We start from the raw sequence: 6,993 nt of genomic DNA on the forward strand, positions 1-6,993 counted from the left end.
GGGATCATCGAGGCTTCCGCGCTCCCGCGTCGGCGGCCCCGCATCGGAGCGCCTCGGCCTGACGGTCTCGGCTCAGGCCCGGCGGCGCGGCTTCAGGCGCACGGTCGGCAGCACGGGCGCGGGGAGCGCGCGTCCGCCGTACCCGTCGACGGTGCCGAACGGTCCCGCGGGATCCGCCCCGGCGATCACGTCGGACTGCCAGCGCTCGCGGGCGGCCGCCACGTCGTCGTGGCTGCGGCCGACGAAGTTCCACCACATCACCAGCTCCTCGGCGAACGGCTCGCCGCCGAGCAGCACCACGCGGGCGCCCACGTCCCCGGCGGTCAGCACCAGGTGCGAGCGGCCGGGTGCCAGGTAGGCGAGGTCCGAGCGCGGGACGTCCACGCCCTCGACCGCCACCGGGCCGGCGTCGACGAGCACGCCGTACTCCCACGACTCCTCGACCGGCAGCTCGACCCGGGCACCCGGCTCGAGGTCGATCTGCGCGGCGACCAGCGGAGTGAAGGTGCTCGCGGGCACCGACGCGCCCAGCATCACTCCGACGAAGACGCGCACCAGCGCGCCGGGCAGCTCCACGGGCACGCCGCGGTGGTGCTCGAAGAACGGATCGACGAGCCGCGCCTCCTCGGGCAGCGCGACCCAGAGCTGCACCCCGTGCAGGACGGGCGCGCCCCCGGTCGAGACCTCCGAGTGCGAGATGCCGCGTCCGGCCGTCATCAGGTTGAGCTCGCCCGGGCGCACCACGGCGAGGCTGCCGACGCTGTCGCGGTGCTCGATCTCGCCCTCGAAGAGCCAGCTCACGGTCTGCAGGCCGGTGTGCGGGTGCGGCGGGACGTCCATCCCGGCCTCCTCGCCGAGCCGCACCGGGCCGTAGTGGTCGGCGAAGCACCATGCGCCGATCGTCGAGCGCGAGCGCTGGGGGAGGGTGCGGCGCACCTCGATCGCGCGCGGACCGCCGAGCGGGACGAGTCGCGCCTCCAGGATCTCGACCGCGCCGGACTCGCGAGGGACCGGCTCCGCGGCGACGGGGAGCTCGTCGGGATGCTCCTCCAGGTTGCTCATGCGGGAAGTGTATGCCTTCGCATGGACCGGTGGACCGGACCGCCGCCCGCACCCCTCCCGGATCGCGTGCACGCCCAGGGCGAACAGGCCTGCTCACCGGGGGGAGCGCTGGTTACAGTCGACGTATCGGAGCCCACCCCTGCGGGTTCTGTAGGGAGTGACAGCATGTTCGAGAGATTCACCGATCGCGCGCGGCGCGTCGTCGTCCTGGCCCAGGAAGAGGCCAAGATGCTCAATCACAACTACATCGGCACGGAGCACATCCTGCTCGGCCTGATCCACGAGGGCGAGGGAGTGGCCGCCAAGGCGCTCGAGTCCCTCGGGATCTCGCTCGACGCTGTGCGCGAGCAGGTGCAGGACATCATCGGCCAGGGGCAGCAGCAGCCGACCGGCCACATCCCCTTCACGCCTCGGGCGAAGAAGGTCCTCGAGCTGTCCCTGCGCGAAGCGCTGCAGCTCGGCCACAACTACATCGGGACCGAGCACATCCTGCTCGGCCTCATCCGCGAGGGCGAGGGCGTCGCCGCTCAGGTGCTGGTCAAGCTCGGTGCCGACCTGAACCGCGTGCGCCAGCAGGTCATCCAGCTGCTCTCCGGCTACCAGGGCAAGGAGCAGGTCGCCGTGGGCGGTGAGCAGCAGCAGCCTCAGGGGGGATCGCAGATCCTCGACCAGTTCGGCCGCAACCTCACCCAGGCAGCGCGCGACAACAAGCTCGACCCGGTCATCGGGCGCGAGAAGGAGATCGAGCGGGTCATGCAGATCCTCTCCCGCCGCTCCAAGAACAACCCCGTCCTGATCGGCGAGCCCGGCGTCGGCAAGACCGCCGTCGTCGAGGGCCTCGCCCAGGCGATCGTGCGCGGCGACGTGCCCGAGACGCTGAAGGACAAGCAGCTCTACACGCTCGACCTCGGCTCGCTCATCGCCGGATCCCGCTACCGCGGAGACTTCGAGGAGCGCCTGAAGAAGGTCACGAAGGAGATCCGCACCCGCGGCGACATCATCACCTTCATCGACGAGATCCACACCCTCGTCGGCGCAGGGGCCGCTGAGGGCGCGATCGACGCCGCCTCGATCCTCAAGCCGCTGCTCGCCCGCGGCGAGCTGCAGACCATCGGCGCGACCACGCTCGACGAGTACCGCAAGCACTTCGAGAAGGACGCCGCTCTCGAGCGCCGCTTCCAGCCGATCCAGGTCGCGGAGCCGTCGCTGCCCCACACGATCAACATCCTCAAGGGGCTGCGCGACCGCTACGAGGCGCACCACAAGGTGTCGATCACCGACGGCGCGATCGTCTCGGCGGCCAATCTGGCCGACCGCTACATCAGCGACCGCTTCCTCCCCGACAAGGCGATCGACCTGATCGACGAGGCCGGCGCACGCCTGCGCCTCTCGATCCTCTCGGCGCCGCCGGAGCTGCGCGACTTCGACGACCGCATCGCCGTGGTCCGCTCCGCCAAGGAGGCCGCGATCGAGGACCAGGACTTCGAGAAGGCCGCGTCGCTCCGCGACGAGGAGAAGCAGCTGCTCGGTGAGCGCCTGCGCCTCGAGAAGCAGTGGAAGTCGGGCGACGTCAAGGCCACCGGCGTGGTCGACGAGGGCCTGATCGCCGAGGTCCTCGCCCAGGCGACGGGCATCCCGGTCTTCAAGCTCACCGAGGAGGAGTCCTCGCGGCTCGTCTTCATGGAGAAGGCCCTGCACCAGCGCGTCATCGGCCAGGAGGAGGCCATCGCGGCCCTCTCGCGGACGATCCGCCGCACCCGCGCGGGCCTCAAGGACCCCAAGCGCCCCTCGGGCTCGTTCATCTTCGCCGGCCCCACGGGCGTCGGGAAGACCGAGCTGGCCAAGGCGCTCGCCGAGTTCCTCTTCGACGACGAGAACGCGATGATCTCGCTTGACATGTCGGAGTACGGCGAGAAGCACACCGTCTCGCGGCTGTTCGGCGCCCCTCCCGGGTTCGTCGGCTTCGAGGAGGGCGGCCAGCTCACCGAGAAGGTGCGCCGCAAGCCGTTCAGCGTGGTCCTCTTCGACGAGATCGAGAAGGCGCACCCGGACATCTTCAACTCGCTCCTCCAGATCCTGGAGGAGGGTCGACTGACCGACGGCCAGGGCCGTGTCGTCGACTTCAAGAACACCGTCATCATCATGACCACCAACCTCGGTGCTCGTGACATCGCCGGTGGTCCCGTCGGGTTCCAGATCGAGGGCGACAACGCCACCGGCTACGACCGCATGCGCGGCAAGGTCAACGAGGAGCTCAAGAAGCACTTCAAGCCCGAGTTCCTCAACCGCGTGGACGACGTCATCGTCTTCCCGCAGCTGTCGAAGCCCGAGCTGCTCCAGATCGTCGACCTCTTCATCAAGCGCCTGGGCGACCGCCTGCTCGACCGCGACATGACGGTGGAGCTGACGCAGCCGGCCAAGGAGCGCCTGATCGAGGTCGGGTTCGACCCGGCCCTCGGTGCGCGCCCCCTGCGCCGCGCGATCCAGCGCGAGATCGAGGACCAGCTGTCCGAGCGGATCCTGCACGGCGAGCTCGGCGCCGGAGACCACATCCACGTGGACTTCGCCGACAACAAGTTCGTCTTCACCACGACCCCGCGCCTGATCTCGATCAGCGCCGGCGCGTCCACCGGAGCGGCCACGGCCGGCCCGGCGACGCCCGACCTGATGTCGTAGCAGGCTGCCGAACGACCCCGTGCCCGTCCCCTCTCGCGAGGGGCCGGGCACGTCGTCGTCCGGGGGTGGGCGCCTGCTCGCAGGATCCCGCGCCCGGTGCGGCCTAGGCTTGTCGAATGGCCGATTGGAAGTACCCGGTGCGCCGCGCGCGCACGAGCGATGTCCCCTTCATCCAGGAGCTCAGCGAGCCGCTCGTGAACGAGCGCATCCTCCTGGGCAAGGACCGCGTGGTGCTCTACGGCGCCGTGCAGGAGTTCCGCATCGCCGAGGACGGCCACGGGACGGCGATCGGCTGCGGTGCGCTGCATGTGATGTGGGACGACATCGCGGAGGTGCGCACCCTCGCGGTCGCGCAGGACTGGCTCGGGAGGGGTGTGGGCCACCACATCCTGGAGCGCCTCGAGAACGACGCGCGCGAGCTCGGCCTGAAGCGCCTGTTCTGCCTCACCTTCGAGGTCGACTTCTTCGCCCGCCACGGCTTCGAGCCGATCGGCGAGAAGGTCGTCGACCCCGAGGTCTACGCCGAGCTGCTCCGCTCTCCCGACGAGGGAGTCGCCGAGTTCCTCGACCTCGCCCGGGTGAAGCCGAACACGCTCGGCAACACCCGCATGCTGAAGACGCTCTGACCGCCGCCACGTCGTAGCCTGTCCCGGTGACTCCGCCGCCCCGCCGCCTGCCCTCCCGGGTCTACCGGCGACGCCGCGCCGGAGTGCTGCTCGCGCTGGTCGTCATCGTCGCGGGCCTGGCGGTGGTGCTGTCGCTGCTCCCGCGGATGACCGGCTCCGACGCCGCGTCGAGCCCCACGCCGACCGTCGTGCTGCCGACGCTCTACCCGACCACCTCGCCCGGTGCGACGCCCGGCGCCGCACCCGCCTGCTCGGCCGACTCCGTCGCCGTCACCGCGGTCACGGACGCCACGAGCTACGCGCCCGGCGAGGATCCGCAGCTCTCGCTCTCGCTGGCCAACATCTCGAGCACCGACTGCGTGATCGACGCGGGCACGAGCAAGCAGGTCTTCACGATCACGAGCGGCTCCGAGCAGATCTGGACCTCGACCGACTGCCAGACCGGCGCGGCCGATCTGCCGGTGCTCCTCCAGGCGGGCCGCTCGGTGATGGGCAGCGCGCTCACGTGGGACCGCACCCGCTCCTCCGCCGACACCTGCTCCGGCGGACGCGAGGCGGTCGAGGCGGGCGGCGCCGCCTACAATCTGTCGGTGTCGGTCGCCGGCATCCCCTCGGGCTCGCCCACGCAGTTCCTGCTCCAGTAGTCCGCCCGGGGGACGTGCCGGGCGTGCGTCGGCGCGTAGCATCGCAGGCATGTGGGGGCTGCTCGGCACGATCCTGTCCGCCTCGACCGGCCGGGCGGGGGTGGTCGCGCGGCGAGCGGCGGCTGCGGCCCTCGCGGTCCCGCTGCTGGTCGGCGGAGCGGCGGCGCAGGCCGTGGCGGCTCCGCAGCCCGTCGCGGGTGTCGTGCGCGCGGACGTGGACGGCTTCCGGTTCTCGGAGTACTCGGCCGACTTCCGTCTCGACCGCGACGAGGAGGGCCGCTCGACGTTGACCACCGTCGAGACCTTCGTCGCCGAGTTCCCGCCGTCGCAGAACCGCGGCATGCAGCGCGCGATCCCGCTCGACTACGAGGGGCACCCGACCGACGTCGACCTGGTGTCCGTCACCGACGGCGACGGGGAGGCGCGGCCGGTCGACGCCGAGCGCGAGGACGGCTTCCTCCTGGTCACCAGCGCGGCGGACGAGTTCGTCAGCGGCAGTCAGACCTACGTCTTCACCTACACGCAGCACAACACGACCCTGCCTGGATCCGGCACGCGCAGCGGCGAGGACGAGTTCTACTGGGACGTCAACGGCACGGGCTGGCGCCAGTCCTTCGACCGCTACGACGTGCGCGTCGAGCTCGCCGGGTCGCTGGCCTCCGCCGCGACGGGGACCGTCAGCTGCTACCGGGGACCGGAGGGCTCGACGACGCCCTGTCCGATCGGCCGCGACGGCGCGGTCGTCACGGCATCGGGGGAGTCGCTGGCTCCGGGGGAGAACGTGACCGTGGCGATCGGCTTCGCTCCCGGGACCTTCACGCCGCGCGACGACCGCTACCTCGCCTCCGGCTGGTCCTGGGTGCAGTTGGGCGGCCTCGCCGCGGTCCTGATCGGCCTCGCGCTCGCCGTGCACCGCCGCCGGACCGTGCTCCGCGACGCTCCCGGCCGCCCGACCGTCGTCGCCGAATACGACCCGCCCGCGGAAGGGCTGTTCCTCTCCGCCGCGCTGCTGCGGAAGACGTCGAAGGCCCCTGCGGCCGGACTCCTGGACGCCGCCGTCCGCGGTCTCGTGCGCATCGAGGAGACGGGGGAGGGGCGGAAGCAGGAGTACGCCGTGCGGGTGCTCGACCCCGCCACGACGCCGACGCGACGCGCGGGACGCCCGCGGCCCCTCGCCTCCGACGACCGCGAGTTCCTCGACATCGCCCTCGGCCGGGTGCCGGGGACGGTGCGTGAGCTCTCCGGCAAGGACAAGGAGTTCGGCAAGGCCGTCGGACAGTTCCGGACCGCGCTGGGCAACCGGGTGACCGAGGCGGGACTGAAGAAGGCCGGGACGATCGGCGGCAGCGTGCTCGTGATCGTCCCGCTGCTGCTGGGTGTCATGGCCGCCTTCCTGGGCGCGATCCTCCTGATGACCGGCTCCTTCGGCGGAGCGCTCCCGCTCGTGCTGATGCTGGTCGCGATCGTCGCGGCCGTCGTCGGGACGATCCTGGTCTCGAGGGTGCCGCTGACGGCCGCGGGCGCGGAGCTGCGCGACCATCTGCGCGGGCTCGAGCTGTACATCCGCCTGGCCGAGGCCGACCGGATCGCGATGCTGCAGTCGCCCCGCGGGGCGGACCGGCGCACGGTCGGACCGGTCGAGGTGGTCGAGGTGACGGAGCGCCTGCTGCCGTGGGCCGTGCTCTTCGGTCTCGAGAAGGAGTGGTCGGCGGAGCTCGCGTCGGCCTACGAGCGCACCGGCGAGGAGCCGGTCTGGTACTCCGGACCGAACGGCTTCCACGGGGCGGCCTTCGCCGGCAGCGTGTCCTCGTTCTCGTCGTCGACGTCGAGCTACGTCGGATCCTCGTCGAGCTCCTCGAGCGGCGGCGCGGGCGGTGGCGGCAGCTCGGGCGGCTCGGCGGACTCGACGGCGAAGCCCCAGTCCTGCACCCCGTAGCCGATGAGGTCGGCGGCCATGCCGAGGGCGCCCTGGGCGACGGCGCGCT

At 71.6% G+C, this 6,993-nt stretch carries 5 protein-coding genes; 4 read left to right on the forward strand and 1 reads right to left on the reverse strand.

Annotated elements, in window-relative coordinates:
- Nucleotides 1-72: 72 nt before the first annotated feature.
- Nucleotides 73-1,062, reverse strand: a complete 990-nt coding sequence (locus C5C59_RS14930) for a pirin family protein (protein ID WP_104238413.1) — start codon at nt 1,060-1,062, stop codon at nt 73-75.
- Nucleotides 1,063-1,227: 165 nt separating this feature from the next.
- Here C5C59_RS14930 and C5C59_RS14935 point away from each other — a divergent pair, with 165 nt between their 5' ends.
- From C5C59_RS14935 to C5C59_RS14950, 4 genes are all read left to right on the forward strand, one after another.
- Entirely contained in the window at nt 1,228-3,738 is a 2,511-nt protein-coding gene (locus C5C59_RS14935; RefSeq protein ID WP_104224090.1) for an ATP-dependent Clp protease ATP-binding subunit, read from the forward strand.
- Nucleotides 3,739-3,854: 116 nt separating this feature from the next.
- On the forward strand, nt 3,855-4,364 hold the full coding sequence (locus tag C5C59_RS14940) for an amino-acid N-acetyltransferase (RefSeq protein WP_104224089.1): 510 nt from the start codon (nt 3,855-3,857) through the stop codon (nt 4,362-4,364).
- Between the two features lie 26 nt (nt 4,365-4,390).
- Entirely contained in the window at nt 4,391-5,008 is a 618-nt protein-coding gene (locus C5C59_RS14945) for a hypothetical protein (RefSeq protein WP_104224088.1), read from the forward strand.
- Nucleotides 5,009-5,057: 49 nt separating this feature from the next.
- Nucleotides 5,058-6,944 (forward strand): DUF2207 domain-containing protein, encoded by a 1,887-nt coding sequence (locus C5C59_RS14950; RefSeq protein ID WP_104251304.1) that lies wholly within the window; start codon nt 5,058-5,060, stop codon nt 6,942-6,944.
- The last annotated feature ends 49 nt before the right edge of the window (nt 6,945-6,993 follow it).

The sequence above is a fragment of the Rathayibacter sp. AY1F4 genome (assembly GCF_002931775.1).
In the GTDB taxonomy this organism is placed as follows: Bacteria; Actinomycetota; Actinomycetes; order Actinomycetales; family Microbacteriaceae; genus Rathayibacter.